We start from the raw sequence: 24,748 nt of genomic DNA, 5'->3' as shown, positions 1-24,748 counted from the left end.
CCGTTGTCGCCGACCGAAGTCGGGATGGTCACCTTGTACTCCGACATCGCCGTCACGGTGGGCCGGTCGGGCATCGGGTTGGAGTTATTGGACAGTGCCCAGTTGTGGCCGGCGGCGTAGAGCATGTTGCCGAAGTTGGTGAGGGCGTCGGCCAGGTTCGTGCAGGTCTGCATCGTTTCCTGGGCGAGGCGGTCGTAGGTCTTGCCCCATTGTTCGCAGCCCGCGGTGTTACCGGCCATGCCCGCGCATTCACCCTTGACCGCATCGTGGACCGGTTTGTCGGCGGCACGCAGGTCGGTGGCCAGGGCGTGGCATTTCTTGCCGGCGTCGTAGTAGGTCTGCCAGTCGATAACCAGTACACCCATGCGTCTTTATCCCTGGGAAAACATTGTGTAATTCGTGTCGTGGGCGGTGCTGTAGCGCGCGTGGGCTGCCTTGGCCGCGTCGCTGACATCCTTCACGCCTTCGACGAATTCGCGTGCCCCAGTGACCCATTGCGTGTGGGCATCGGCATACGCCTGGGCGGCAACGCCTTCCCACCCACTGCCGGTCAAGGCGGCGACCCGGTCATCGATCTCATCGAGATGCTCGCCGATGAACCCAGCCAGACTCGACAGACGAACCACGACCTCATCGAGATGGTCCAGGTCGACCGAAAACTGGGAGCTCATGGCAGATCCAAACTCGAAGTGTTCAAGGACGCAGCGTTGCTCCCATCACGCGCCTGATAGGTATCTGCAGTGACGCCGAGCTTCTTCGCCATGCCGGTCAGGGCGGTCATGATCGTGGTGCCGCCATCGCGGACCTCGGTCCAACCCTCTGAGAATTCGTTGGCGGCGTCCCCGGTCCAGCTGCCATCGGTCAGCGAAGCGACGTCCTTGGCCGCAGAATCCAGTGCCGATCGCAGTGCCTCGGCCAACTCGTAGACGTACTTGCCCACCTCACGCACCTTCTCCGGCACCACCGCAAGGTTCTGACCAGAGGCTGGTGTCCCCCCATCACTCATGCGCGAATCCTAACCGATACGCCTTGGGCGCAGCGCATAGAGCGAGGTAGGAGGGCTTGGTCGGTTGCGTTCCGCTGGCGACCGTTAGGGCGCGGCCGGATCGGCGGCCGGCACCCGCCCTGACCGAACTACGAGCACCCGAAGCCCGGCGAGCGGATCCAGCGCGGTCGGCGGATATTCGCTGGCGCTAACTCGCCTGGACGCGGGATCATTGCTCACCTGAATCGCTCGTTAATTCGAGACGAGGGGGGAGCATGAGTTCACGCGCAACGGCGGTCAAGCTGGTGCTGCGTTTCTATGGCCGGGAAATGGCCTCTCGCAAGGCCACGACGATTCCGGCGCTGCTGGCGCCGGCACTCGGCAATATCTGCAACCTGTACATCGCACCGCTGATCGTCGCCATGGTGGTTGGCCGGGTCGCGGTGACCGAGGATACGAGTTTCGGGGCCCTGGCTTCGTATGTCTTCGCCTTCGGCGGCACCCTGCTGCTCGCGGAGCTGTTCTGGCGCATCGGGATTCACTGTCTGAACCGAGTCGACGCCTATGGTATCGAGCACCTGTATGTGCTCGCCATGGACGAGCTGCTCGCCAAGGACGCGGCGTTCTTCCACAACAACTTCGCCGGTTCGCTGACGAAGCGTTCGCTCAGCTTTGCGGCTCGGTTCGAACAGTTCGTGGACACCCTCGCTTTCGAGATTCTGGCGGCACTGGTGCCGCTGGTGTTCGCCTCGGTTGTGTTGTGGCGCTACAACCCCGTGCTGGTCCTCGTGCTGATGGGGATGATCGTGGTGACCGCGCTGGTCATCATGCCCTTGATCCAGCGCCGTCAGAAGCTCGTCGACGACCGGGAGGCCGCCATTGCGCAGGTTTCCGGGCATGTGGCCGACAGCCTGGCCAATATGCAGGTGGTGCGCGCCTTCGCTGCCGAACCGCAGGAGGCGGCCGAGCATCGGCGGCGGGTCGCCACGTCGCGGCGAAAGTCGTTGCGCTCCTGGGATTACGCGAACCTGCGGATAGATACGCTGGTGACGCCGCTGTTGGTGCTCACCAATGTGCTGGGCCTGCTGATCGCGCTGGGCCTCAGCGGCGGGAATGCGGGGGTGGAGGCCATCGTGGTGGCATTCACCTACTACTTCAACGCCACCGGGATCATGTTCCGGTTCAACCAGATCTACCGGCGGTTGGAGACGGTGCTCACCGAGGCGGCGCAGTTCACCGAACTGCTGCTCGACGAGCCGAAGGTGCTCGATATCGAACATCCGGAACCACTGCGGCCCAAGGGCTTCGACGTGCGGTTCGAGACAGTGAACTTCACGCACGGGGGTGCGCGGCAGCTGTTCCACGGATTGGATCTGCACGTGCCCAGCGGCGCCAAGGTAGGCCTGGTCGGACGATCCGGTGGTGGCAAGACCACCATCACCCAACTGCTGCTGCGATTGATGGATATCCAATCCGGGACGATACGCATCGGCGGACAGGACATCGCCCGAGTGCGGCAGGCGGATCTGCGCAGTCTGATCGCCTACGTGCCACAGGATCCGGCCATGTTTCACCGGACCCTGAGCGAGAACATCCGGTTCGCGCGCCCGGACGCCACCGATGAGGAGATCCTGCGGGCCGCCAAGGCCGCGCACGTCACCGAGTTCACGGACGCGCTGCCACAGGGTATGGGAACGCTCATCGGCGAGCGCGGCGTGAAACTGTCCGGCGGCCAGCGTCAGCGGGTCGCGTTGGCTCGGGCCATCCTGCGGGACGCGCCCATCCTGCTCCTGGACGAGGCCACCAGCGCCCTCGACTCGGAAAGCGAATTGCTTGTGCAGCAAGCGCTCTGGGAATTGATGCAAGGGCGTACGGCGCTGGTTGTCGCGCACCGGCTGAGCACTGTGGCCGGGATGGACCGGCTGGTGGTGCTCGACCACGGGCGAGTCGTCGAGGAGGGGACACACGAGGAGCTGCTATGCGCGCAAGGAACATACGCTCAGCTGTGGCGGCATCAGTCGGGTGGATTCCTCGCCGAGGACGTGGTCGCGCGTTGATCAGAGTTCGTTGGAGCTCGATCTTTCTGCGCAAACTCGATAACCATGACCATCTGGTCCGACCGTCCTGGTACTGAGTCGCCGTCGGCAGGTCTCAGTCGATAGTGAAGACGAACGAATACCATTCTGCGGATAGCCTTTCGAACCGTTGGGCGCCACTCCCTACTGGTTCTGCGCTAGGCGAGTACACCCAGCCCTGGACAGTGGAGCCCACGTACCCGTCGGCGTCATAGAAGTAGACGCGCCCATCGGACCGGCGGTGAGCCAAGCTGATATCGAGCCCGCCGAGACTCAGGTCTTGGCGGGTATTCGGTCTATCCTCGTGCAGCATCTCGACCGCGACCTTTTCCATTTCGGGACGTGCGGAGTCGAAGTTCGCGGGCTGAGAGACCAAACCAGCGACCAGTCCCGCGAGCACAACCACCGGCACTGCGGCGACCTTCCAGGACCACCCTTGCTCTCTGCCGAGCAGGTACAGCGTCTTGATCGCCCACACGAGCAGGGAAACACCAAGCAGAATCCCGCCGGCCACCAAGCCAAGGAGCTGATCGGGACCGGTCGAGCTCCTGACGAACGGAGCCCAGTCGAGGTGGACGCACAATAGAACCACAACACCGAGGACCGTCCCTGTCAGAACCGCGGAACCCGGCGCAGTGGCAGTTTCCTGTCCGCCCTCGGTCTGCCCGTGATGCACACGTGATGTTTCGATCGGGGCCTCCTCATCTCGACGACTACGAACCAACGCCTGATCCGCGCTCAGCGATCCCCGCAACCGAACACTACGGCGGTCAGCCCAATGCGGTCGCCGAACTCCCGACCGCATTTCACGGGTTCGAGGCCTTGTGCGGGGTCAGCTCCACACGCCGGTCTCGACGACCCAGATGCCGTGGTCGCCCTGGGTCGCGGGCTGGGCGAGGTTCAGGGCGACCTTGCTGCCGTCCTGGTTGGTGACAACGACGACCGTCGGTGCGTCGGTGCTCGTTTGCACGCTGGTCCAGCCGAATCGCCCTTGCACGAAGGACTTTGCGACCTGGACGCGGTCCAGGCGCCAGGGCTGGTGGCCGCCGTCCACGGACTTTTGCAAGTCGGTGGCCTGCTGGATGGTGAGTCCCTCACCGGCAAAGGTGGTGCCGGGTGCCGGATGGTTTGCCGGCGGTTGCTGCGCGGTGTCCGCCGGGACGGAGGTGATCGGCTGCGGGGCCGCGGTCTCCGAGGGATTGATCGGGCTCTGGGCTTGCGGCTGCGACGGCGCTACTTGATCGCCGGAGGTGGCGGGCGCGCCAGAGGTACCCGACGGGGCGACGGCGACCGGCGTCGTGCCGGAGATTGCCGACGAGCCCAGGGGCGGCGTCGTCGACGAGTTCGAGCATCCGCAGATCACCGCCGCACCGGCAAGCACACCGAGCACCATCACCCCCACCCGCCGCGCGAGCCTGCCGGAGGTGCGAGAAGTGCGTTCAGGCATGGTGTGGTGCATGGGTCCCCCAGGTCGGTTCCGCTACCGCGCGATCTGCATAGATCACTGTCCTGATTTCGCACCACGGGACCGTCTCGTTACTGCGCGAGCGATAACGGTGTCGGCCATCGCTCTCCGTAAGGGGCACTGGCCCAACGGCCCAGGACAATTCACGCCGACGACGGCCTCGACCACCATACTTGTGTGGTTTCCGGAACGCTGGTGCTGCTCAGCGACCTGTGGTCGGGTACGACGGAATCTGACTCGCCCGCAGAATCCTGTGTTCAAGTGCGGTGCAGACGAGCGACGTTCGGCTGATCAGTCGGTTTGCGGCTCGCCGTTGTTGTGGGGCTCTTGTTCATCCGGCTTCGCTTGGTGGCGTCGGTGATCCGTGAGTGCGATGAACAGCCGGAAGTTCGGAATCAATTCAAGTGCTGCACCTTTCAGTGGCTTCCATTTTCCGTCGACAGTTATGCCGACTCGCCCGGCATCGACACTTATCTCCTGGACGCTGGGCCAGGGGACGGCCTGGCCGTTGGCGGAAATGTCGGTCGCGGAGATGCGGATCGGGCCGAACTCGAGGGCTCCGCCTGCGTCGAGTTCTGCTGCGGCGGAGGCGAAGCAGGCTTTGACTATGCCATCGTGGATTGTTGAAGCCCAATACTGCGGGTCTGTGTACCCGCCGCGAAGCCAGAAGTCGGTCTCGAAGAACCCGTTGAGCGGAAAGCTCTGTCCCGCAATGTCGGTGAGGGTGCCGGTGTAATACTTCGGGCGATCGGCCTCGTGCTGGAAAGTGTCGTCCGAATACCCGTACAGGTAGGCGAGCGTGCTGTCGTAGCGTGCGACTCGGATGGCCCCGTTCGCACCCACCACCACCAGGCCGTGCTGATAGAGCGCCAACTGCGCATTCTTGTCGACAAACCGTGACCGGCGGCGAAGCACGAGCGGAATACCCAGCATGAGGAACACCAATGCCGCCCACACCACGCCTACGGCGGCTCCGGCCAGATATCCCCATGTTCCGCAAAGGATGACCGTAAGGGCGCCCCACATCGCGTAGCCGCGCCAGGGAATCGGTGGCATCTGCCATGGGTACGTCGCGACGAGAGTCCCGAGATGTGCTCCGGCAGAGGATGTTTCGATCTCAGGCGGTAGCTGCGGGCCATCGTGATCATTCGATTCGGGCACGACTCCTCCTTCATGTCGTGCCACTTGACGCTACCGTTGCTCGCCGCGCGATGCGGGGGATCGATCCCGATGCGTCTCTGCGGGCAGGGCAGAGGCTCAGTGCTTTTCGGCACGAGCTGCGGAGTGCTGCGGGCGAATCCTCCCGCACAAACCGCAGTCGGGACCCGGAAAGCCGCCGTGACGGCTGGGGAAATGTCCGCACATCGGCAGAAAGGCGCGTTCCGCCGGAGTTTGTCGAGTCACCGTGCCGGACAACCGATCAGCGGCTACATGGGACGCGCCGAGCACAAGATCAGGAAGAAGACGCGCGGTGGCCAGGACGCGGCGGTTGAAGATTCCGGTCGAGGGCAAAGTGCGAGTGGTGTTGTCGGACCGGTTCGAACCGATCGCGGCGAAATACGCCGAGGAATGGCCGGAGTGGGGCACCGCAAGATCGCGGCCTTGATGCGCGCCGACGGCTACGAGGTCTCCACTTCGACGGTGCGGCGGGCACTGCGGCGGCGCGGGCTGTTGCTGCCGCAGGGTTATCGGGCGGACCGTAAGTCGTGGGCGATGCTGCGGCAGAAGGTGTCCCGCGATCCACCGACGCAACGCAATCGAGTCCCCGGCGCAGCCTTTACCGACTGTGAACAGCGGAAAACCGCTCGGTAAGCGGCATTTTCGGATGTTCGGCCCGGTCGAGCCGGGTGTCACGCACGGGCCCGGCTCTCCGGCCGCAGAGGTGGAAACGCCTGTTCAGGCGAGGAGAACATGGAGAACGAGCACGACCGACGTCGCGATCGAGAACGCGAGGAAGACCACGGCTCCCACCATGTTCCGGTCGCCGCTGCGGATGTGGGCGATGATCGCGCCGCCGAAGTAGAGCACCAATCCGATCGCGGCGGCGATCGCGAAGGGCGGGAACCAGATGCCCCAGATGAGACCGACTGTCGCGGCGATCTGCAGGAGCCCGAGCATGGTGAGCTGGGGATTGGTGAGGTGGACCGCTTCGGCGAATTGGCGTATCCACGCTGGGCGGACGAACTTCATCACGCCGGACTGGAGCATCGCCAGAGCGAGCAGGACGGACAGGGTCAGGGCTGCAATGTGCATGATGGCAACGCTAGGAATCCGATAGGTACCCTTTGGTAACCTTCGGACGGTGAGCTCTCCTGCCGGAATCATGTTCATGTCCGACTGTCCTGCGCGCACAGCGATCGAGGTCATCGCGAACCAGTGGTCCGTAGTCACCTTGTACGCGCTAGCAGACGGCCCCAAGCGGCACAGTGAACTTGTCGCTCTGTCCGGCGGGATCTCCCGGAAGGTGCTGACCCAGACCTGCGCCGCCTGCAGAGCAACGGCCTCATCGATCGACAGCGGTACGCCGAAGTGCCCCCACGGGTGGAATACAGCCTGACCCCGCTCGGCCGGACGCTTCAGGAGCCGATAGCGATGCTGACGGAGTGGGCGCAGGCGCACGGGGAAGCACTCGTCGACTTCCAGGAATCGGCGGCCGCGAACCACCGGCACTAGGTTCGGGCAGCCCACACCTTGTGATGCTGTCGGTTGCCGGATCGAACACCCGCAACTCGGCATTACCGAGCACTCTCAGGTGATCTCGCCGCCCGTGATGAGGTGAGGTCCGATGAGCACCGATGAGTTTCCAGCGCGTAGGAGGTCTACCCGGTTATGAGGAAACTGATCTACGGGTTCAGCGTGTCCTTGGACGGCTACATCAACGACCGCGACGGCAGCATCGACTGGACGAATCCAGACGAGGAACTGCACCAGTTCCACAACGACAGGTACCGCGAGATCGAGGTCTCGCTGCACGGCCGTCGGCTGTACGAGCTGATGGCCGAGTACTGGCCGCACGTGCCCGAGGACGCGTCGCGCATCGAGCGCGAGTTCGGCGAGCTCTGGACGGAGAAGCCCAAGGTTGTCTTCTCCCGGACGCTCACCGAGGTCCATTGGAACAGCACCCTGGTCAGTGCGAACGCGGTCGAGAAGGTCCGCAGGCTCAAGGCCGAAGGCGATGGCGTGATGGAGGTCGGTGGCGCGAGCCTCGCGGCCTCGCTGATGCCACACGGGCTCATCGACGAGTACCAGTTGTTCCTCGCGCCGGTGGTGCTCGGCGGCGGCACACCGATGTTCCCATCACTGGACAAGCGCGTCCAGCTCCGATTGGTCGAGACGAGGCACTTCAACACCGTGGTGATGCTGCGCTATCTCGCCGACTGAGGTCCGTTCAACCGCGGCAGCCCCGCTCGAGCGCGACGTCGAGCGTGGTGAACGCGTACGCCAGGTGCGTCTTGATGGCGGCTCGGGTCTTTGTTGTTCGGCGAGATCGGTTTGGCGAGCGTCGGCGACGGCGCCTTCGGTAGCGGCGACCGCGGCGAGGCTCCAGCCCTCGCAACGCCCGAGGTCGGCCGCGTCGATCAGCTACGCGGTTGTGCCGAAATACCTGTGTCAGCCCATCCTCGGCTGCTACATGTGTTCAGTGTCGGAAGACAACTACCGATTGTCCGTGCGGTGAGGTTCCTGGTGAGTGGGACTGGACGGTCGGGTGGTGGCGATTGCGTAGGAGGTTGGGCGGATGGACACGGCGGGTGCTCGCGGTCAGGGGCTAGGGGAGTTGTTGCGGCGCAGTGCTGCCCGGGTGCCGGAGAAGACGGCGCTGGTGTGGCGGGATCGGCGCGAGTCCTATGCCGAGCTCGATGCGGCGGTGAATCGGGTGGCGCATGCGTTGGCCGAACGTGGTGTGGAGCAAGGGGATCGGATCGCGATCTACGCGCGTAACTCGCGGGAGTTCGTACTGGTGTACTTTGCGCTGGCCCGATTGGGCGCGGTGTCGGTGCCGATCAACTTCATGCTCAAGGGCGATGAGATCGCCTATATCCTGCGGCACTCCGGAGCCAGCGGGCTGATCGTGGAGGATGGGCTGGCCGCTGAGGCGCTGGTCGCGGTGAAGCAGGTGGGCGAGAGCGTGATTCGGGTGCGTGGGTGGATCGGTGCGCCGCCTCCCGATGGCTGGGAGGACATCGCGCGGTGGGAGGACCATCCCGACTCGTCCGAACCCGATATCGCCATCGGCGATGACGATCCCGTGCAACTGATGTACACCTCGGGCACCGAATCGCGGCCGAAGGGGGCGATGCTATCGAGCCGGAGCCTGATCGCGCAGTACGTGAGCGCGATCGTGGACGGCGGGATGAGCGTCGATGACATCGAGATCCACGCGCTGCCGCTGTATCACTGCGCGCAGCTGCACTGCTTCCTGACCCCGGACATCTATCTCGGCGCGACCAGCATCATCCTCGGCGCACCGGATCCGGTGACCATCCTGCGCACCATCGAGCAGGAGCGGGTCACCAAGCTGTTCTGTCCGCCGACCGTGTGGGTTTCGCTGCTGCGCAGTCCCGAATTCGAAACCTACGACCTGTCCTCGCTGCGCAAGGGTTACTACGGGGCAAGCATCATGCCGGTGGAGGTGCTCACCGAACTTGCGCAACGGCTGCCCGGGGTCGGGTTGACCAACTTCTATGGCCAGACCGAAATGGCTCCGCTGGCCACGGTTCTCGGGCCGCAGGACCAGCTGAGCAGGCCCGGCTCGGCCGGTCGCGCGGCGCTCAATGTCGAGACCAGAATCGTCGACGACGAAGGCGTTCCGGTCGCGCCGGGCGTGGTGGGCGAGATCGTGCACCGCTCACCACAAGCCATGCTCGGCTACTGGAACGACCCGGACAAGACCGCGGAAGCCTTCCGCGACGGCTGGTTCCACAGCGGGGACCTCGGCGTCATGGACGCCGACGGATACCTCTCGGTGGTGGACCGCAAGAAGGACATGATCAAGACCGGTGGTGAGAACGTCGCCAGCCGTGAGGTCGAGGAGGTGCTCTACACGCATCCGGGTGTCTCCGAAGCCGCCGTCATCGGCCTGGCCCACCCGTACTGGATCGAGGCCGTGACCGCGATCGTCGTGCCGCGCAACGGAACAACCCTGAGCTCCGAGGAGTTGGTCAGCCATTGCGCCACCCGGTTGGCTGGCTACAAGGTGCCCAAGTACATCGCTTTCACCGAGGAGTTGCCCAAGAATCCGAGCGGCAAGATCCTCAAGCGCGAATTGCGCACGAAATATGCGCATCTCGTGGAGTAGGGCGCGCTAGTTGCAGATCTCGAATTCGCTGCGGAGTCGGCCCTGGAGGGCGATGGCATCGGGGGTGAGGTAACGCTCCGGGTGCGCGTCGGCGGCGCTGTCGCGCTCAGTGCATCCAGCGATCTTGACGCTGCCGGTGAATAGTTTGTCCGGGGTGTAGCTGCCCCAGTTCCAACGCAGGTCCATCGGGTGTTCGGAGGTTCGGGTGCTGGCGATGATGGCGGTCAGGTCCTGGTAGGCAGTGTCCGGACTGTGCACTCCGACGGAAAGATTCGCGATATGTCCGTCGGTGACGCGAACGAAGGCAACCTGGGCCGGGAGATCGGTGAGCAGGGCCTGGATGTCGTGTTCCTGCTGGGTGCTGAACGGAAGGTCGACGGTCCACCCGGGGGCGCGGTTCGCGGGTCTGATGGTGACCTGTGCGCGATCGCCGCCCAGGACGGTGCGCACCGCTGCGAGGGAATCCGTTGTGGGCGGGGACTTTTCGATCTCGATCGCGGAGGTCGACCAGGTGATGGCGGCACCGGGCAGGCTCGCGCCCAGTTCACGCAACATGTTGGCGCGAGTACTGATTCGCGCCGGATCCAACGCGGCATCGAGTTTCAGCTCCAGTTGATCGCCGACGGTGAAGTCGGCAGATTGCTGGAAGTTGTCGAAATCGTGCCGCTTGATCGCGTTGATGCAGTCGACCACATCCGCGATCTGCGCCTCGGAAGCCTTGCGCATCGATATGGTCAGGTCCAGGTAGGTGCCCTGGGTGGAGTCGTTGGCGTAGTCGACCGTGACGCTGTCGACGCCCGGCATGGCGCTGATCTCGGCGTGTAGCCGATCCGCCTGTGGGCGGCGGTCGGCCGCATTCGTGCACCCTGCCAGGACGATCATGGTGGCGACGGCGATCCCCGCCGCGAGCGTGCGCCGGATCATGCGGGCCTTTCCTCTCGCAGTGCGTCCTGGTGGCACGGTACGCGTCCGGGCGGCGATTTCGCGGTAGCCGCCGTCCGCGTGCCCTGCGGCGTAACCTCCGCTGGTGGACAGTTCCAGGGATCCGGTGGACGAATCGGGCGCGTTCGTGCTGGGCGAACGGTTGGCAACCGAGCGATCGATCGCGATGACGGACGCCGATCGGTTGTTCGTCTACGGAACGCTGCGGTTTCCCGAGGTATTGGTCGAGTTGATCGGGCGGTGCCCGGACTTGGTCGCCGCGGAACTGGCCGGGTGGCGGGTGGCGACGTTGCCGGGGCGGGTCTATCCGGGATTGGTGCCCGCCGCGGGTGGGGTGGCGCGGGGTGTGGTGCTGTCCGGGCTCGATGCGGGGGAGTGGGCGGTGCTCGACGCCTTCGAGGACGATGAATACGAGTTGCGGCGGGTCGCGCTCGGCGCGGATGCCGTGTGGACATATGTATGGACCTCGATTGTCGCGCAGGAGGATTGGTATGCCGATCGCTTCGCGACCGAGCAGTTGGCCTCGTTCGTGCTGCACTGCGCTGAATGGCGGCGGACGATCTGAGGCCCCGATTTGCTATTCCAAGACGACCGGTCATATATTAAGCCCATGGCGCGACCGCGACGCAGTGAGGACACTCGGCAGCTTCTGGTGGAGGAGGGGGCTGCCGGATTCCTGACGCACGGCTATCACGGGACCGGCATCAAACAGGTGCTGGATGCGGTCGGGGTGCCGAAGGGGTCGTTCTACAACTACTTCGACAGCAAGGAAAGTTTCGGCCGCGCGATCATCGACCATCATTCGCTGTGCGTGCAGCGGAATCTGGCCGAGGCGCTCGGGTCGTCAGCGGATCCGATCGTCGGGTTGCGGGCATTCTTCGCGCGGCTCATGGATGACTTCGTGCGGGCGGAGTTTACGGGTGGGTGCCTGATCGCGAACCTCGGTGGCGAGCTCGAGGGTAGTGAGGTGCTGCGCGAATCTCTGGCCGGCGCATGGCATTCCTGGCGCGACGGGGTGGCGGTGGCGCTGCGCCGGGCCCAGGAACTCGGCACCATTCGCGACGATATCGACGCCACCGATCTGGCCGATCTGCTGCTGGAGTCATGGGAGGGTGCGGTGATCAGAATGAAGATCGAGCGTTCACTCGAGCCGCTGCACAAGTGTCTGCGTCGACTGCTGGACGACTACTTCCTGGCCTGAGTGTGGTTGGCCCTTTTCCGCTGTCCGCTCGCCCATTGCAAGACGACCGGTCGTATTAAGAAGTATCACTAGGAAGAGAGAGAATTATGGTGAGCGCAAAGACGGTCATCGTGACCGGATCCTCCAGCGGGATCGGACGCGATATCGCCAGGGCCTTCGTCGAGCGCGGCGAAAACGTCGTGCTCAATGGGCGCGATGCGGACAAGCTCGCGGCAGTGGCGGACGCACTCGGCGCGCCGGAACGGATCGCCGTTTTCGTCGGCGATATCGGTACTCCCGCAACGGGAACCGAGCTGGTCCGCGTCGCGGTCGAGCGCTTCGGCCGGGTGGATGTGCTGGTGAACAACGCGGGGATCTTCGGAGCCAAACCCTTCGTCGATGTCACCGAGGCGGACCTCGACAGCTACCTCAACGGCAACCTCAAGGGCACCTACTTCACCACCCAGGCCGTCGTACGCCAGCTCCGAGCACAGAAAACCGGTGGCAGCATCGTGAATATCGGGACGGTGCTGATCAATCACGCGCTGGCGGGTCTGCCCGCATCCGCGGCGCTGGTCAGCAAGGGCGGCGTACACGCGCTGACAACGAGCCTGGCCGCGGAGCTCGCCGCGGACGGGATTCGGGTAAATGCTGTTGCCCCGGGCATCATTCGCACACCGATTTTCGGTGACGGCGACGAAACCTCCTCGGGCAGACTGGCTTTGCTCAACCGCATCGGCGAGGTGAGCGAAACCACCGCGGCGGTGCTGTATCTCGCGGACGCCGCATTCACCACCGGTCACATTTTCCCCGTCGACGGCGGGTTCATCTCGGGAAGGGCTGCGTAATGCCTTACGTCAATATCAAAGTCACCGATGAGGGTGTCACGCGGGAGCAGAAGTCCCAGCTGATCAAAGGGGTTACCGAGCTGCTGCGTGATGTGCTCGGCAAGGATCCGGCGACCACGTTCGTGGTGATCGATGAAGTCGCGCTGACGGATTGGGGCATCGGCGGAATGAATGTCGAGGACTGGCGCAAGCAGTCATAGGTCCGAAGGTTGGCCTGTGCGCCCATTCTTGCCCGAGGATCCCGCCGGATCGAGGCGGGAATGGGCGCTGCGGCTGCGCACGAGTCCCTAATCGAATGGGTATCGGTCACCCAGTATGGACCGGTCGCCGATGAAATAGTTCAGGACGAGGTCATCGGCGACTTGGATCAGCACATCGCAACCCTCGACCCCGGACATCCAGTCCCGCGGCATCGCAGAGAAACCGTGAGTGGCGCCGATCAGGTTGCCGGTGACGGCACCGGTGGAATCGGAGTCACCGGAATGGTTCACCGATAGCAGCAATGCCCCGCGCACATCGCCGGTTCGAGCCGCGTACAGGGCGCAGTACACGGCGATGGCGAGGCATTCCTCGGCGATCCATCCCGCGCCGACCCGCTCGACCTGTTCGGCGCTGGCTGGCTGCTCGGCCAGCTCGGCAGCCAGGTTCAGCGCCGCGGCCGTCTCCGCACCTGCTGGGTAGGTTGTGAGCTGAGTAATGGTCTGTTGCAACGCAATCGGTAGCTCGACACCGCTCACCACCCGAACGATCAGTGCCGCGAGCGCACCCGCGGCGAGATATCCGGTGGGATGTCCGTGAGTCAGTTGGGCACTCCGCGCGGCCGCGGTGAATGCGAGATCGGGCCCCATACCGGCGAGTCCGAACGGTGCCGACCGCATGACCGTCCCGCATCCCTTCGACCCCGGATTCACCGGACCAGCTTCGCCGAGCGGGTACGGCGCGAGGTATCCCCGGGTCTGCTGGCTCAGTCCGGACATGCAGGCATTGCCCGGCGCACGCGCGGCATACAAGAACGGCAGACTCGCCAGCCAACTGTCGACCTCGACTGCGGGCCCGTCCTGTCGCTGGGTCCGCAACCAGCGCAGATATGCCCGTCGCAATGCTGGCACCGGGTCGGCGCCCGGCGCGCACCGCAACAGCCCCTCCGCGGTGAACAGCGTCATCTGGGTGTCATCGGTAATTTGCTGCGGCGCACCCGCGTCATGCTGGGGCAGATAGCTTTGCACCCCCTCGATGCCATACCGTTCGCGAATCTGATTCAGCTCGAGGAATTCGATGGGCCATCCGAGCGCGTCACCGATCGCCCCACCTAGTAGCGAGCCTCGGACCCGATCGAAGACCACCGTGTAATCCACCACGAGACAACATCATTGCCCATCCAACGGTGCAGCGGCCCACCAGCACCGCCGCAACGCGGCAACGTCCACCCCAACAGGCGTGCCACGTGGGAAAATGTGTGCCCGGTGTGCGCGATGGGTTTCGCGCGGCAACGCCGAATCGCACCGGCTCCCAAAGGTGAAATTCCTTGGGAGCCGGTGCGATTCGAGGGTGCTGCTACACGCGCAGCGCGTGCGGTTCGATCGCGCCGCGCACCAGCGCCCGCGCGTCGACCGTCTCGGCGCGGTAGGGCAGCGTGGCCAGTCGCTCGGTCATCGCGGGTACCGGGTCGTCGATCCGTTCGTTCAACCCGAACAGGAACGTCCACTCGTGCTCATCGCTGCCGTACTGCACCACGGTGCCGAACTGCTCGTGGAAGCGCTTCCAGGACCGCTTCAGCGTCTCGTTGCGCCACATCGTCGCGCAACCGGCCTGCGCGCTCAACACGCCGCCGGGCGCGAGCAGTGCCCGACATCGCGACAGGAACTCCGATTCGTAGAGGCGGTTGTGCTGCGCGTCCTCGACCCGCTCATCGGGCAGATCGATCACGATGACGTCGTAGCGGGTACCCGCCGCAGCCGCTTCGGCCAGGAAGTCCCACCCGTCGGCGTAGTGCACCTTGATCGGGCCGTCACCGCGCACCGCGGCGGTCAGCTCGTCGCTGGTGTAGCCGTAGGGCAGGTGCTCGGCGCACAGCTCGACCTCGCGCTGATCGATATCGACGTGATCCACCAGTGTCGCGCCCGCGGCAACCGACATCTGACTGGCCACACCCTCACCCGAACCGACGATGAGGACCTTGTCCAGCTTCGCGGCCAGCGCGAAGGCGGGGACCATCATCGCCTCGTGGTAGGTCAGCTGGGAGAACTCCGTGGACTGGCGATCGTCGTCGGAGAACAGGCTGATGCCCTGTTCGGTGCGTGCGATCACCATGTGCTGGAACGGAGTATGGGTGTCGACGAGGACCTCGTGCAGATCCCAGATACGGGTCAGGCCGTTGCCGACCGGCTCCTCGATCCGCGTGGAGCCGTGCCCGCGCTGGATGACCTGCATCCGAACATCCTTGGGAGACAACTTATCCCGCAGTAGCTCCACCGCCTTCGACGCGCCTGCGCCGATACTTCCGCAGGTGAAGACGTCGACGAAGATGTCGCCGGACTCCGGATAAGTGTGAATCGAGGCGTGGGACTCCGACAACAGCGCGAGGACGGTCACCCCCTGCGGATCGAACTTCTTGTGTACGACATCGCAGATGGTGACGCCCGCCGCGATCAGAGACTCGCGCAACGCCGATTCGAGTCGTTCGAGATCGTCGCAGAGATCTACGTCGACACCACCGAACTCGGCCAGCACATGCCAGCCGGTGAATTCCGCCGTCATGGGCAAACTCACTCTCGCTCAGCGCCCGAGACATGAACGGTCAAGGGCGGAAAACCATTGAAGGACACCGACGAATAGCTCGCGGTATAGGCGCCGGTATCGAGAATCTGGATGCGATCACCGGCTCGCAACGAGGTCGGAAGAAGGACCTTCGTGCGTTGATACAGTACATCGTCGCCATCACAGGTCGGTCCGGCCACCACCGCCTCGTCCACGGGGTCTCCGTCACGTTCGGTGACGAAGCGGTATGCGATGTACTCGTTCTCGGTCTCGGCCATACCGTTGTAGCGGCCGATGTCGAGATACACCCAGCGCCGTCCGTCCGGCGCGATGCGCACGCCGATGACCTCGGCGTGAATGGTGCCCGCCGATCCCACGAGCGCGCGGCCGGGCTCGACGACGAGTCCGGCGGTCTCGGGCAGGTATTCGGCGGTGGCCGCGGCGATCACGGCCCCTATCTCGTCGAGTGCGGGCGCCGCCTCGACGTACGAAATGGGCAGGCCGCCACCGATATTCACCGAGCGTACGGAAATGTCTTTGTCCGCCAGTGTCGCAGCGATGTGCCCGGCCTGCTCGATTCCGATGCGCCAGGCCCGCGGGTCGATCTGCTGGGAGCCGACATGGAAGTACGGACCCCCGACGATGAGTCCGAGATCACGGGCGCGCACCAGCAGCCGCAGCGCCTCGGCGGGCGAGCAGCCGAACTTGGTGCCGAAGGGCGTCGTCGACTGCGGCGCCGCGGACAGGAACCGGCATTCGACCTCCGAGCCGGGCGCGTGCTCGACGATTCGCAACAGATCGTCCTCGGTGTCGAAGGCATACCGGCGCACACCCGCGGCGTAGGCAGTGGCGATATGGGCGGCCTTCTTGATCGGGTTCCCGTAGCACATGCGGGCCGGGTCGACGCCCGCGCGCAGGCAGAGTTCGATCTCGCCGACGCTGGCGACGTCGAACTCCGCGCCCGCCTCGTCGAGCAGGCGGATCAGTTCCGGGATCGGGCTCGCCTTGACCGCGAAGCGAATTCGCGCTCCGGGTACCGCTGCTGCGAGTGCGCGATAGTTCTCGCGCACTCGCTCCGGGTCGATGACCAGATAGGGCGATTCGGGCAGGTTTGAGCCGGTCAATCTAAGGGAACTCTCCGTCGTTTGGGGGGCGGCCGTCGTTCAGGCACCGCGCGAGAGAGTATCAGCGCGAAGCCCCGGTTAACTAACTCGTTGATGACACCTTGACCATGATCACCCCGCGACTACCGTGACCTCGTCGAATACGACCTCGCCCGCGGCGTCGGACTCGGCAAGATCGACCACCGCCGTCAGTGCCCAGCCGTGGTCGCCCGACGGGTCGTCGATGACCTGGCGCACGTGCCAGAAACCGGGGCGTTGTTCCACCTGGAACAGCTGCGGACCGCGGGCGTTCGGGCCGGTGCCGATGCCGTCGTACTCGTCGAAGTAGGGCCTCAGCTCCGCTTCCCAGTCCGGGCCCTGGCCCAGCTCGCCGAGGGTCTCCCAGCGGCGCAGGGCGGCCAGTTCGACGCGGCGGAACATGGCGTTGCGGACCATCACCTTGAAGGCACGCTCATTGGCCGAGATCGGACGCACCGACTCCGCGCCGAACGCGAGCTGATCCGCGTCGGTCTCCGCGCCCGGATTGGTGAGCTGCTCCCATTCGTCGAGCAGACTCGAATCCACTTGGCGGACAAGTTCGCCGAGCCATTCGGTCATATCGTCGAGGTCCTCGGTGCGCGCGGCTTCCGGGACGGTGCGGCGCAGCGCGCGGTAGGCGTCGGCGAGGTAGCGCAGTACTACGCCCTCGGACCGGGCCAGTTCGTAGTGCGAGATGAGCTCGGCGAAGGTCATCGAGCGCTCGATCATGTCCCGGACGACCGATTTGGGGGACGGGGCGAACTCCGACATCCAGGGGTGCCCGGCCCGGTAGGTCTCGAAGGCGGGCTCGATCAGCTCGGCGAGGGGTTTGGGCCAGGTGACCTCCTCCAGCAGCTCCATGCGTTCGTCATACTCGATGCCATCGGCCTTCATCTCGTTGATCGCCTGGCCACGGGCCTTGTGCTGCTGGGCCATGAGCAGCTGGCGCGGATCCTCGAGTGTCGATTCGATGAGGGAGATGACGTCGAGGGTGTAGCCGGAAGCGTCCTTGTCGAGCAGTTCCAGTGCGGCCAAGGCGAACGGGGACAGGGGTTGGTCGAGGGCGAAATCGCGCTGCAGGTCCACGGTGAGCCTGGCGCGACGGCCCTGTGCGTCGGGTTCCGGAAGTTGCTGCACAACACCGGCATCGCGCAGGGCGCGATACAGGCGGATCGCGCGCAGGATATGGCGGCGTTGGGCGGGACGCGGTTCGTGGTTGTCCTCGAGCAGGTGGCGCATGGCGTCGAAGCAATTGCCGGGACGGGCGATCACATTGAGCAGCATGGAGTTGGTCACGGCGAAGCGCGACACCATCGGCTCGGGGGCGGCGGCGACCAGTCGGTCGAAGGTCTCCTCGCTCCAGGACACGAAGCCCTCCGGCGGTTTCCTGCGCACCACCTTGCGCTGCTTCTTCGGGTCGTCGCCCGCTTTGGCCAGCAGCCGGGTGTTCTCCACCTCGTGGTCGGGGGCCTGCACGACGACGGTGCCCATGGTGTCGTAGCCCGCCCGGCCCGCGCGGCCCGCGATCTGATGGAATTCGCGCGCCTTGAGCCTGCGGGTGCGCACACCGTCGTATTTGGTCAGGCCGGTGAGCAGTACCGTGCGAATCGGCACATTGATGCCGACGCCGAGGGTGTCGGTGCCGCACACCACCTTGAGCAGACCGTCCTGGGCCAGGCGCTCCACCAGGCGGCGATACTTGGGCAGCATGCCCGCGTGGTGTACGCCGATACCGTGGCGGATCAGCCGCGACAGCGTCTTGCCGAAACCGGAGGAGAACCGGAAATCGCCGAGCGCCGTTGCGATGGCGTCCTTTTCGGCGCGAGTGGCGAAGTTGACGCTGGTCAGCGCCTGCGCGCGTTCCAGTGCTGCAGCCTGGGTGAAATGCACGACGTACACCGGTGACTGGTTGGTGGTGACGAGATCTTCCAACGTTTCGGTGATGGGCGTGCGCGCGTAGGAAAAGCTCAGCGGGACAGGGCGTTCGGTGCCCGCGACGATGGCGGTCGGATTGCCGGTGCGGCGGCGCAGATCGGCCGCGAAGAAGTCGACCTCGCCGAGAGTGGCCGACATGAGCAGGAATTGGGCGCGCGGGAGTTCCAGCAGCGGCACCTGCCAGGCCCAGCCGCGGTCCGGATCGGCGTAGAAGTGGAATTCGTCCATCACAACCTGGCCGACATCGGCGGCGGCGCCCTCGCGCAGTGCCATATTCGCCAGGATCTCGGCGGTGGCGCAGATGATCGGCGCCTCCGGATTCACCGCCGCGTCACCGGTCACCATGCCGACCCGGTCCGCGCCGAAGACATCGCACAGGGCGAAGAACTTCTCGCTGACCAGGGCCTTGATCGGGGCGGTGTAGTAGGTGCGCAGACCGCGGGTCAGCGCGAACAGGTGTGCGCCGACCGCGACCAAGGATTTGCCGGACCCGGTGGGAGTGGCGAGGATGACATTGGATCCGGACGCCAACTCCAGCAGCGCCTCGTCCTGCGCCGGATACAACGGTGTGCCCTGCTCGGCCGCCCAGCCCCCGAAGGATTCGTAGAGCGCGTCGGCGTCGGTTCCCGGTATCTCGAGCAGTTCGGTCAGATCCACTCCGACCACCCTACGGGCTGGTGTCTACGGCCCGGTCGGGGTGATCGGGTCAGTTGGACTGTTCGCCCTCGTCGCCGTCGTAGCCGCCCTGCTCGGCCAGGAAGCGCTCGAACTCCGCGCCCAATTCGTCGCCGCTCGGGAGTTCACCATCGCCGACGAGCAGGCTGGACTGGCGTTCCTGTGCGCTGAGGAAGCTGTCGTATTGGCGCTCCAGCGCGTGCACGACCGTCTCTACCTCGGAGTTTCCCGCGATGTGCTCGTTGACCTGCTCGCGGACCCGGGCCGCGGCCTCGCCGAGCGCTGCCAGCGGGATTTCCAGGCCAGCATTGTCGGCGACGTGTTCGAGCAGGGTCTGCGCGGCCTCCGGATAGGCGGTCTGCGCGAGGTAATGCGGCACATGCACCGAGAATCCGACGGACTCGTGGCCGTGCTGGGCCATCCGGTACTCCAGCAGCGACGACGCGCTGCCCGGCACCTGTAGCTCGCCCGGCCAGCGCTGGTGGTCGGCGATCAGATCGCGGTCCGAGGAATGCGCGGTGATGCCGAGCGGGCGGGTGTGCGGGATCGCCATCGGAATCGCGCTCAGGCCGATGCTGCGGCGCACGCCGAGCTGTTCGGCGAGCAGACGCACCGCGGTGGTGAACTTCTCCCACCGCAGATCCGGTTCGAGCCCGGAAAGCAGCAGGAACGGGGTGCCCGACGTATCGCGCAGCGCCCAGAGATTCAGTTCGGGCTCGGCGTAGTCGGAGAAGTGGTCGGTCTTGAACGTCATCAACGGGCGACGCGACCGGTAGTCCAGCAACTCGTCGACATCGAACGAGGCGACCAGCTCGCTCTCCAGACTCTCGCGCAGGTGCGTGGTGGCCAGCCGGACCGCATGCCCGGCATCGGTGAAGCCCTCCAGTCCGTGTACCAGAACCGGACCCAAGCCATCGTCGGACGACAGCTGTGGAGCTGGGAACTCCAACTCGTACATTCGCGACTCGTGGTCCATCGCGTACTCCTTCCTGCGCGGTTCACCTATGCGAGCCGCCTGGTGCCGAGAACTTACAGGTCCTAGGCCTGTTGGGCATTTCGCGGCGGTCAACCACTGTCCATTGTCCCCCATGACACCGACACCGGTTACCACGGGCGACACCGACCCATAAGAGAGGGCAACATCGGTGGTGTCCCGCGCATTCCCGGCCGGATCGCCGCCGCTGGAGACTGCTCGCAGGGCGCTCGCAACGATCGGCGTGGCATCGTGGGTGGGCACGGGGAGTTTGGCACAGTAAAACGGTGACTGTGCCGAATTCGACGCGCAGGGGGCCACGCGGATTCGCGGTATCGGGGTGGACGTCCCTCGCCGCGAGTGCGGCGCTGCTCACGGGGTGCGCGTCGACGGTGACCGGGCATCCGGTCGCCGCGGGGCCGAGTGCGGTGATCCAGCATGTGGCGGCGCAGCTTTCGACACTATTGCCCGATACCGCACAGTTTCCGGCCCGGTACGAGGCGGTGGTGCTGCCACCCGAGGCGGCCGCGCAGGCATCGGGGGATCTGACCGGGGTCGGGCGCGGCTCGACGGTGCAACCTGATGGATGTGCCCCGCCCGCGCAGCAATTCGGCCCGAATCAGACGGCCGTCGCGGTGGGCACCGACAACGAGACGCGTGCCACGATCACCGTCGAGTTGACCAGGACCGGACAGCCGCTGTCGGCATTGCGCGACCAGTTGCGGCGGTGTCAGCAAATGCGGGTCAGCCGGGCGGGTGCGACGACGACGGTGACCACCGAACTGCAGGCGCCGCCGCCGATCGACGCCGACGACACCCTCGCGCTGCACCGGAGGGTGGTACCGCAGGTGAGCATGCCGGGCCTGACACAGTCCATGCAGACGCTGACCGGCCAGATCGGCGATGTGCGAATCGCGGTGACCTACATGTCGTTCAGCGATGCGCAACCGGATACGGCGGCGTTGGATGAGCTGTTCACAACGGCGGTGGGGAAGGTGAAGAAGGGGTGAATGCGGGTTTCGCCGATCGGCGTCGGGAGCTCGCGGCGCGACGATAGCAGGTAGCACCGACACGGTTATCGCTGTTTCGCCTCCACAGGCCGAATCGTCCACAGATCAACCGATTTCCACAGGGCAAAATAATGTCCGGATATGCCCAGGTCACTGTCTCGGGCCCGGATTCGCGGCAGCGCACTCTCGGTGCATGACAACTTTCACGAATCCCGTTCCCGCCCTCGGCGACCCCGGCGACGGTCCATCCGCCCGTGCTGGTTTGTGCTCGAGCCCAGCCGTTCACCTCCGCAGCTCCGGGCACGCGCGTGCCGTCGCACGGTCCGGGATCGACTCGATGCCGGACTTCGACTCCGGTGTCGACGATGAGGAATCCGCTGAGTGCACAAGGGGTTTCGGGCGAGCGACGGGTACCTGTGCGGAACCGCCGCCGATGTTCGGCGATCGTGGCCCAGCCGGCGCACTGCATGTCGATGACCCCGGCGAATTGATCGTCGCAGTGCCCGCGATGGTCGGGTTCGTGCCGGAGCGGTCGCTGGTGGTGGCCGTGTTGCGGGCTGCACCGGATCCGGGCCACAGTCCGATCATTGATGCGGTGGTGCGATTCGATCTGGATCCCGACGGCGGTCGCCGGGGTCTCGCGGCGGCGTATGCGGAATGCGTCTCGCAGATCTGTGCCGCGGAGGGGGCCACGGAGGTGCTCGCGGTGATCGTCGACGACCGGGCGCACGAACCGCAGCGCACACGCCGACACGGCGCGAGTGCCGGGCCGTTGGGCACACTCATCGCCGCGTTCGCCCGGCGGCTCGCGGCACAGGAGGTGTATCTGGAGGGCGCGTGGGCGGTACGCGCGATCGAGGCGGACCAGCGGTGGTGGAGTCTGCCCGACGCGAATCACCATGGAACGCTGCCGGATCCGGCCACCTCGATGGTCACGGTGGCACATGTGCTGGAGGGACGGCCGATCCGCGGGGCTCGTTCGGAGCTGACCGATCTGGTTGCTGTCGATGAAGGGCTGGCGCCGCACGTGGCGGCACATCTCGACAGCGCCCGCGCCATCGCGTACGAGCGGTATGCGGCGGCCGTGCGGCGCGGCGATCCCGACGGCTATCACCGGCGGGCACTGGAACACATGCTGTGGCAGATCGCCAACACCGACTCCGGGGCGGCCCTCACCGCCCGGGAATATGCGGAATTGGCTGCCGCGCTGCGCGATCGGATCGTCCGCGACGCCCTGTTCGGTCTGGCCATCGGCGACCACGCCGCCGCCGCGGAAAGTCTGTGGGTGGCGATGGTGCGGGTACTTTCGGGCAGCGATCGCGCCGATGCCGCGACCCTGCTCGGCTACAGCGCCTACATCCGCGGCGACGGTCCCCTCGCGGGTATCGCCCTGCAAGCCGCCCTGGACGCCGATCCGGACCACTCCATGGCGAATCTGCTCGAGATCTCCCTGCGTACCGGTATGCGCCCGGACACGCTGCGCCGCTTGGCATACTGCGGCCTCGGTATCGCCGCCGACTTCGGCATCGACCTGGGCCCGGTTATCGGATGACGCTCGAGGCGAGCCACCCGGTGGTTGCGTCGGTGCGCGACCACCGGGTGCGTAGGGCCCAGCGTCCTACTTCGCGCTGTGCGCGAGCGGACCCAGGTCCCGGAGGAATTCCCAGGCGTCGGCGACGATTTCGTCGAGGTCGTTGTGCTGTGGGCGCCAGCCGAGATCGGTGACGGCACGGTCGCTGGAGGCGATGAGGACGGCCGGATCGCCGGGGCGGCGGGGGGCGTCCTGGGCAGTGATCGGCAGTCCGGTGACGCGTTCGCAGGCCGAGATCACTTCGCGCACCGAGAATCCGGTGCCGCTGCCGAGATTGAAGATGCGATGCGTGCCGGATTCCGCGGTGGCCAGGGCGAGCAGGTGGGCCTCGGCGAGGTCGCGAATGTGGATGTAATCGCGGACCGCGGTGCCGTCCGGTGTCGGCCAATCGGTGCCGAAGACCGAAATCGCCTTGCGATGACCGAGGGCGACTTGCAACACGAGGGGAATGAGATGGGTTTCCACCACACGGTTTTCGCCGAGGCCGCCATAGGCGCCCGCGACATTGAAGTAGCGCAGGCTGGTCGCGGCCAGACCGTGCGCGATCGAATAGGAGGTAATGGCGTGGTCGATGGCGAGTTTCGAGGCGCCGTAGGGGTTGGTCGGCCGGGTCGGCGCGTCCTCGGTGATCGGCACCTGTTCCGGTTCGCCGTAGACCGCCGCGGTCGAGGAGAACACCAGCTTCGGGGTGTCGGTGCGGCGCATCGCCTCCAGCAGCTCGAGGGTCTTCACCACATTGCCCTGCCAGTACTTCTCCGGCTGCTGCACCGACTCGCCGACCAACGACTGCGCGGCGAAATGCAGGACACCGTCGAAGGATTCGGCCTCGAGCAGTGCGGGCCCGGCGACCGCGACATCACCCTCCACGAAGCGCGCCTCGGTCGGCACGCCCTCGGCATTGCCGGTCGACAGATCGTCGACCACCACGACCTCGTGCCCCGATTCGAGCAGAACCTGCGCGCAGACACCACCGACGTAGCCCGCGCCACCCGTAACCAGAAGTTTCACGCCTCAGACCAGCTTCACCTGGACGGCATGGGCCATTTCATCCGAGAGTTCGAAACCCTCGTGGCCGGGCACGGTGATGACCACCGAGCCGGGCTTGGTCTCGACAGTCACACGGGCATCGGGCACCACACCCGCCTCCCGCAGTTGGCCGATGACCTCGGGATCGGTCTGGATGTGCTCGGCGAGGCGGCGCACCACGACCGCGTGCACCTGACCGTGCGGCAGATCCGAGAGCCGCACCAGGGTCTCCTCGGCGGCGTTCGGCGGGGCGATGCCCAGCTCGTCCAGGCCCGGAATCGGGTTGCCGTAGGGGGAGGTGGTCGGATGGTTGAGCACCTCGACCAGCCGCCGCTCGACGTCCTCGCTCATGACGTGCTCCCAGCGGCAGGCCTCGGCGTGCACGTTCTGCCAGTCGAGCCCGATGATGTCCACGAGCAGCCGCTCGGCGAGGCGATGCTTGCGCATGACCGCGACGGCCATGCTACGGCCCTTCTCGGTCAGCTCGAGATGGCGGTCACCGGCGACCAGCAGCAGACCGTCGCGTTCCATCCGCGCGACGGTCTGGCTCACCGTCGGACCACTCTGCTCGAGGCGCTCGGCGATCCGCGCGCGCAGGGGCACGACACCCTCTTCCTCGAGGTCGTAGATGGTACGGAGGTACATCTCCGTGGTGTCGACCAGATCCTTCACCTGTTACCCCTTCGTCGGCACGAATTCTACCCACGCACGTCGGCACCCCCGCGTGCCGCGTCGTCTCGCGCTACACCGGTGACTGCGCTGCGGGAATTCTGTCGGCGCACGGCTGGTCGCCGTGTTCGCACATGCTTGTATTTCTACTGCATACGAACGTCCAACGGGGCGGTTAG

General features: G+C 65.6%; 24 protein-coding genes and 2 pseudogenes. 11 read left to right on the top strand and 15 right to left on the bottom strand.

Features of this window, described 5'->3' with window-relative positions:
- The 3 genes and pseudogenes from ABZ293_RS08380 to ABZ293_RS08370 form a co-directional block, all read right to left on the bottom strand.
- Positions 1-365 (bottom strand): annotated as a pseudogene (locus ABZ293_RS08380) (hypothetical protein); the annotation flags it as partial.
- A 6-nt stretch (positions 366-371) separates the two neighbouring features.
- Complete coding sequence (locus ABZ293_RS08375) at positions 372-671, bottom strand: WXG100 family type VII secretion target (RefSeq protein ID WP_355178506.1); 300 nt, start codon at positions 669-671, stop codon at positions 372-374.
- On the bottom strand, positions 668-1,006 hold the full coding sequence (locus ABZ293_RS08370) for a WXG100 family type VII secretion target (protein WP_355178504.1): 339 nt from the start codon (positions 1,004-1,006) through the stop codon (positions 668-670). The genes ABZ293_RS08375 and ABZ293_RS08370 overlap by 4 nt, the downstream gene beginning before the upstream one ends.
- 254 nt (positions 1,007-1,260) lie before the next feature.
- On the opposite strand from ABZ293_RS08370, the gene ABZ293_RS08365 reads away from it, so the two are divergent.
- A complete protein-coding gene (locus tag ABZ293_RS08365) occupies positions 1,261-3,042 on the top strand; it encodes an ABC transporter ATP-binding protein (RefSeq protein WP_355178502.1) in 1,782 nt (593 codons plus the stop codon).
- 94 nt (positions 3,043-3,136) lie between these two features.
- Here ABZ293_RS08365 and ABZ293_RS08360 read toward each other — a convergent pair whose 3' ends face one another.
- The 3 genes from ABZ293_RS08360 to ABZ293_RS08350 form a co-directional block, all read right to left on the bottom strand.
- Positions 3,137-3,574 carry a hypothetical protein gene (locus ABZ293_RS08360; protein ID WP_355178500.1) on the bottom strand — a complete coding sequence of 146 codons (438 nt, stop codon included), beginning with the start codon at positions 3,572-3,574 and terminating at the stop codon, positions 3,137-3,139.
- Positions 3,575-3,892: 318 nt separating this feature from the next.
- Positions 3,893-4,507, bottom strand: a complete 615-nt coding sequence (locus tag ABZ293_RS08355; protein ID WP_355178498.1) for an acyl transferase — start codon at positions 4,505-4,507, stop codon at positions 3,893-3,895.
- 309 nt (positions 4,508-4,816) lie between these two features.
- Entirely contained in the window at positions 4,817-5,686 is an 870-nt protein-coding gene (locus ABZ293_RS08350; RefSeq protein WP_355178496.1) for a DUF6585 family protein, read from the bottom strand.
- Between the two features lie 417 nt (positions 5,687-6,103).
- On the opposite strand from ABZ293_RS08350, the gene ABZ293_RS08345 reads away from it, so the two are divergent.
- Positions 6,104-6,337 carry a hypothetical protein gene (locus ABZ293_RS08345; RefSeq protein WP_355178494.1) on the top strand — a complete coding sequence of 78 codons (234 nt, stop codon included), beginning with the start codon at positions 6,104-6,106 and terminating at the stop codon, positions 6,335-6,337.
- Between the two features lie 84 nt (positions 6,338-6,421).
- Here the strand turns inward: ABZ293_RS08345 and ABZ293_RS08340 are convergent, their stop codons facing one another.
- Positions 6,422-6,778: a DoxX family protein gene (locus tag ABZ293_RS08340; protein ID WP_355178492.1), complete on the bottom strand. Its 357-nt coding sequence runs from the start codon at positions 6,776-6,778 to the stop codon at positions 6,422-6,424.
- 70 nt (positions 6,779-6,848) lie between these two features.
- Here ABZ293_RS08340 and ABZ293_RS08335 point away from each other — a divergent pair.
- The 3 genes and pseudogenes from ABZ293_RS08335 to ABZ293_RS08325 all read left to right on the top strand — a co-directional run bounded on the left by ABZ293_RS08335 (position 6,849) and on the right by ABZ293_RS08325 (position 9,821).
- Positions 6,849-7,198, top strand: a pseudogene (locus ABZ293_RS08335) (helix-turn-helix domain-containing protein).
- 156 nt (positions 7,199-7,354) lie between these two features.
- A complete protein-coding gene (locus ABZ293_RS08330; protein WP_355178490.1) occupies positions 7,355-7,906 on the top strand; it encodes a dihydrofolate reductase family protein in 552 nt (183 codons plus the stop codon).
- Positions 7,907-8,261: 355 nt separating this feature from the next.
- Complete coding sequence (locus ABZ293_RS08325) at positions 8,262-9,821, top strand: acyl-CoA synthetase (RefSeq protein WP_355178488.1); 1,560 nt, start codon at positions 8,262-8,264, stop codon at positions 9,819-9,821.
- A gap of 6 nt (positions 9,822-9,827) precedes the next feature.
- Here the strand turns inward: ABZ293_RS08325 and ABZ293_RS08320 are convergent, their stop codons facing one another.
- Entirely contained in the window at positions 9,828-10,745 is a 918-nt protein-coding gene (locus ABZ293_RS08320; RefSeq protein WP_355178486.1) for a hypothetical protein, read from the bottom strand.
- A gap of 103 nt (positions 10,746-10,848) precedes the next feature.
- Here ABZ293_RS08320 and ABZ293_RS08315 point away from each other — a divergent pair, with 103 nt between their 5' ends.
- From ABZ293_RS08315 to ABZ293_RS08300, 4 genes are all read left to right on the top strand, one after another.
- A complete protein-coding gene (locus tag ABZ293_RS08315; protein WP_355178484.1) occupies positions 10,849-11,328 on the top strand; it encodes a gamma-glutamylcyclotransferase family protein in 480 nt (159 codons plus the stop codon).
- A 45-nt stretch (positions 11,329-11,373) separates the two neighbouring features.
- Positions 11,374-11,964: a TetR family transcriptional regulator C-terminal domain-containing protein gene (locus tag ABZ293_RS08310; protein WP_355178482.1), complete on the top strand. Its 591-nt coding sequence runs from the start codon at positions 11,374-11,376 to the stop codon at positions 11,962-11,964.
- Between the two features lie 86 nt (positions 11,965-12,050).
- Positions 12,051-12,791 (top strand): SDR family NAD(P)-dependent oxidoreductase, encoded by a 741-nt coding sequence (locus ABZ293_RS08305; protein WP_355178480.1) that lies wholly within the window; start codon positions 12,051-12,053, stop codon positions 12,789-12,791.
- Complete coding sequence (locus ABZ293_RS08300) at positions 12,791-12,991, top strand: 4-oxalocrotonate tautomerase family protein (protein ID WP_355178477.1); 201 nt, start codon at positions 12,791-12,793, stop codon at positions 12,989-12,991. The genes ABZ293_RS08305 and ABZ293_RS08300 overlap by 1 nt, the downstream gene beginning before the upstream one ends.
- Before the next feature lie 87 nt (positions 12,992-13,078).
- On the opposite strand, the gene ABZ293_RS08295 is transcribed toward ABZ293_RS08300, so the two are convergent.
- The 5 genes from ABZ293_RS08295 to ABZ293_RS08275 form a co-directional block, all read right to left on the bottom strand.
- On the bottom strand, positions 13,079-14,149 hold the full coding sequence (locus ABZ293_RS08295; RefSeq protein WP_355178475.1) for an ADP-ribosylglycohydrolase family protein: 1,071 nt from the start codon (positions 14,147-14,149) through the stop codon (positions 13,079-13,081).
- Between the two features lie 196 nt (positions 14,150-14,345).
- Positions 14,346-15,548, bottom strand: coding sequence for an adenosylmethionine decarboxylase (gene speD / locus ABZ293_RS08290; RefSeq protein WP_355178473.1), 1,203 nt, complete (start codon positions 15,546-15,548; stop codon positions 14,346-14,348).
- 8 nt (positions 15,549-15,556) lie between these two features.
- The gene (locus ABZ293_RS08285) at positions 15,557-16,657 is read right to left on the bottom strand and encodes a type III PLP-dependent enzyme (RefSeq protein ID WP_355178564.1); all 1,101 of its coding nucleotides are present in this window, start codon (positions 16,655-16,657) and stop codon (positions 15,557-15,559) included.
- Positions 16,658-16,783: 126 nt separating this feature from the next.
- A complete protein-coding gene (locus ABZ293_RS08280; RefSeq protein WP_355178471.1) occupies positions 16,784-19,282 on the bottom strand; it encodes a DUF3516 domain-containing protein in 2,499 nt (832 codons plus the stop codon).
- 49 nt (positions 19,283-19,331) lie between these two features.
- A complete protein-coding gene (locus tag ABZ293_RS08275; RefSeq protein WP_354952261.1) occupies positions 19,332-20,276 on the bottom strand; it encodes a PAC2 family protein in 945 nt (314 codons plus the stop codon).
- A gap of 284 nt (positions 20,277-20,560) precedes the next feature.
- Here ABZ293_RS08275 and ABZ293_RS08270 point away from each other — a divergent pair, with 284 nt between their 5' ends.
- Together ABZ293_RS08270 and ABZ293_RS08265 are read left to right on the top strand one after the other, a co-directional pair.
- Positions 20,561-21,283 carry a sensor domain-containing protein gene (locus ABZ293_RS08270; RefSeq protein ID WP_355178469.1) on the top strand — a complete coding sequence of 241 codons (723 nt, stop codon included), beginning with the start codon at positions 20,561-20,563 and terminating at the stop codon, positions 21,281-21,283.
- Positions 21,284-21,476: 193 nt separating this feature from the next.
- Positions 21,477-22,835 (top strand): DUF4192 domain-containing protein, encoded by a 1,359-nt coding sequence (locus tag ABZ293_RS08265; protein ID WP_355178467.1) that lies wholly within the window; start codon positions 21,477-21,479, stop codon positions 22,833-22,835.
- A 66-nt stretch (positions 22,836-22,901) separates the two neighbouring features.
- Here ABZ293_RS08265 and galE read toward each other — a convergent pair whose 3' ends face one another.
- Both galE and ABZ293_RS08255 read right to left on the bottom strand, forming a co-directional pair.
- A complete protein-coding gene (gene galE, locus ABZ293_RS08260) occupies positions 22,902-23,882 on the bottom strand; it encodes a UDP-glucose 4-epimerase GalE (RefSeq protein ID WP_355178465.1) in 981 nt (326 codons plus the stop codon).
- A 3-nt stretch (positions 23,883-23,885) separates the two neighbouring features.
- Complete coding sequence (locus ABZ293_RS08255; RefSeq protein ID WP_354952268.1) at positions 23,886-24,572, bottom strand: iron dependent repressor, metal binding and dimerization domain protein; 687 nt, start codon at positions 24,570-24,572, stop codon at positions 23,886-23,888.
- Between the last annotated feature and the right edge of the window lie 176 nt (positions 24,573-24,748).

It is taken from the genome of Nocardia sp. NPDC005998, from assembly GCF_040614395.1.
GTDB lineage: Bacteria > Actinomycetota > Actinomycetes > Mycobacteriales > Mycobacteriaceae > Nocardia.
Note: the sequence above shows the minus strand (reverse complement) of the source record. Positions and strands in the feature narration are given on the sequence as shown.

What these genes read in the sequence shown, in the direction of transcription:
- ABZ293_RS08375 (WP_355178506.1), bottom strand. Translation starts at nt 671, where the DNA reads ATGAGCTCCCAGTTTTCGGTCGACCTGGACCATCTCGATGAGGTCGTG.
- ABZ293_RS08370 (WP_355178504.1), bottom strand. Translation starts at nt 1,006, where the DNA reads ATGAGTGATGGGGGGACACCAGCCTCTGGTCAGAACCTTGCGGTGGTG.
- ABZ293_RS08365 (WP_355178502.1), top strand. Translation starts at nt 1,261, where the DNA reads ATGAGTTCACGCGCAACGGCGGTCAAGCTGGTGCTGCGTTTCTATGGC.
- ABZ293_RS08355 (WP_355178498.1), bottom strand. Translation starts at nt 4,507, where the DNA reads ATGCCTGAACGCACTTCTCGCACCTCCGGCAGGCTCGCGCGGCGGGTG.
- ABZ293_RS08340 (WP_355178492.1), bottom strand. Translation starts at nt 6,778, where the DNA reads ATGCACATTGCAGCCCTGACCCTGTCCGTCCTGCTCGCTCTGGCGATG.
- ABZ293_RS08330 (WP_355178490.1), top strand. Translation starts at nt 7,355, where the DNA reads ATGAGGAAACTGATCTACGGGTTCAGCGTGTCCTTGGACGGCTACATC.
- ABZ293_RS08325 (WP_355178488.1), top strand. Translation starts at nt 8,262, where the DNA reads ATGGACACGGCGGGTGCTCGCGGTCAGGGGCTAGGGGAGTTGTTGCGG.
- ABZ293_RS08320 (WP_355178486.1), bottom strand. Translation starts at nt 10,745, where the DNA reads ATGATCCGGCGCACGCTCGCGGCGGGGATCGCCGTCGCCACCATGATC.
- ABZ293_RS08310 (WP_355178482.1), top strand. Translation starts at nt 11,374, where the DNA reads ATGGCGCGACCGCGACGCAGTGAGGACACTCGGCAGCTTCTGGTGGAG.
- ABZ293_RS08305 (WP_355178480.1), top strand. Translation starts at nt 12,051, where the DNA reads ATGGTGAGCGCAAAGACGGTCATCGTGACCGGATCCTCCAGCGGGATC.
- ABZ293_RS08300 (WP_355178477.1), top strand. Translation starts at nt 12,791, where the DNA reads ATGCCTTACGTCAATATCAAAGTCACCGATGAGGGTGTCACGCGGGAG.
- speD (WP_355178473.1), bottom strand. Translation starts at nt 15,548, where the DNA reads ATGACGGCGGAATTCACCGGCTGGCATGTGCTGGCCGAGTTCGGTGGT.
- ABZ293_RS08275 (WP_354952261.1), bottom strand. Translation starts at nt 20,276, where the DNA reads ATGGACCACGAGTCGCGAATGTACGAGTTGGAGTTCCCAGCTCCACAG.
- ABZ293_RS08265 (WP_355178467.1), top strand. Translation starts at nt 21,477, where the DNA reads ATGACAACTTTCACGAATCCCGTTCCCGCCCTCGGCGACCCCGGCGAC.